This window comes from Psychrobacter sp. UBA3483 (assembly GCF_002377905.1).
Classification (GTDB): domain Bacteria; phylum Pseudomonadota; class Gammaproteobacteria; order Pseudomonadales; family Moraxellaceae; genus Psychrobacter.
In genome coordinates, this window is the sequence record NZ_DFQS01000055.1 from 11,867 (window position 1) to 13,227 (window position 1,361).

General features: G+C 36.1%; 4 protein-coding genes. 3 read left to right on the top strand and 1 reads right to left on the bottom strand.

Going from position 1 to position 1,361, the window contains the following annotated elements; genetic code table 11:
• The coding region (locus B2866_RS13225) for a helix-turn-helix domain-containing protein (RefSeq protein ID WP_349678874.1) at positions 1–143 on the bottom strand (143 nt) is incomplete at its 3' end.
• A 50-nt stretch (positions 144–193) separates the two neighbouring features.
• On the opposite strand from B2866_RS13225, the gene B2866_RS09955 reads away from it, so the two are divergent.
• The 3 genes from B2866_RS09955 (at position 194) to B2866_RS13270 (ending at position 1,358) form a co-directional block, all read left to right on the top strand.
• Positions 194–808, top strand: a complete 615-nt coding sequence (locus tag B2866_RS09955) for a hypothetical protein (protein ID WP_296193553.1) — start codon at positions 194–196, stop codon at positions 806–808.
• Between the two features lie 143 nt (positions 809–951).
• Positions 952–1,191 carry a helix-turn-helix domain-containing protein gene (locus B2866_RS09960; protein ID WP_201584143.1) on the top strand — a complete coding sequence of 80 codons (240 nt, stop codon included), beginning with the start codon at positions 952–954 and terminating at the stop codon, positions 1,189–1,191.
• A 2-nt stretch (positions 1,192–1,193) separates the two neighbouring features.
• Complete coding sequence (locus tag B2866_RS13270) at positions 1,194–1,358, top strand: helix-turn-helix domain-containing protein (protein ID WP_409520903.1); 165 nt, start codon at positions 1,194–1,196, stop codon at positions 1,356–1,358.
• Positions 1,359–1,361 lie beyond the last annotated feature (3 nt).

Consider the following 1,361-nt stretch of genomic DNA (forward strand, 5'->3'; position numbering starts at 1 on the left):
CTGGTTGTTTTGCTATGAACACGTCTCTTCCAGTTCTGTATAGTGGTTGGGCTCAGATTGTAAAACTCAGCCGCCTCGGCAAAGGTCATACCATCATCTATACTTTTAAGAACTTGCATACGAAAATCTAGCGAGTAAGTCATGGTCTTTATAATAACAATTGGGTTTGATAATTAGTTTATAACACTTTTAGGTGGGCTTGACTATAGGTTATAAGGATAGAAAGAAAATATCAATCATTTATGAGTTGATAGAAAAAATAGAGAATATTGCTATTGAAGACTGCAAAGAACTTTTAGAAGAACAGGGTTATCGTGTAGATTTTGAGAAAGAAGAGTCTATTATGTATAGAGGATTATCTGTTCATATTATGCGCAGTAAGAAAGATATTTACTTAGAGTCAAAGGAGCTTAAATGTTTAAATTTTCATAAATTATGTGACTGTATCAATTTAAAAGCTTTTGCTAAGCTTTACTTTGAGAACCAACAATATGAAGCCAGTTTTTACTGTATCAATTTAGCCGGCTATGTTTTTGGTGCAGGCACAAATGAAGTAAGTGGTGATAACGATTTTCAAAAGAAATTATCAAAGTCTAACAAGTCCAAAGCTAAAACACGATGGTTAAAGCATAACCAAACTAGACCTGAAAAAAAGAAACAATACTTACAGATTATGGACGAACAGAACTTTACTACCTTTACTGAAACAGCCGAATATATAAAGCAGAATATTGAAACAGGTAAAAAGCCGTCTTATGACTCTATCAAAAGATGGTTAAGCGAAGCGAGCAAAGGCGATTTTTCATAACCTATCATACTGTGGTATGCAGGCATACAACATGCTATGCAGGCATACCATGCGCTATACAAGCATAAATATTCCTTACAGCACCTACCTACAATAATATCTCTTTAACGACATTAATCCACAACCGTTAAGGAGTTAAGGCAATGCCTAACACTACCCACGTAGCACCCACCAGCAAGCTAAACCTAGCTTACCTATTAGCGAACCCAAAAGAGCTATATCAGGTTAAGCAGATAGCCGATGTATTCCACAAGCACCCCGAAACTATTAGACGATGGATTAAAACGGACAAGATCACAAAGCCGTTATCTATCAATGGCGTTTACTACTTTAAAGGTAGCGACATTGTGGAATATCTAAACGCTACTAATGAGGGGGCTTAATCATGGATAATCTAAAACGCAGCCAAAACCAAATAATCAAAGACCATCTTTTAACTGGTCAATCAATCACACGCTGGCAAGCTATCGAACTGTATAGAATAGCCACGCTACCCACTCGCATTAATCAGCTAGAAAATACAGGCTTAACTATAGTCAGTTCAAAATAAAAA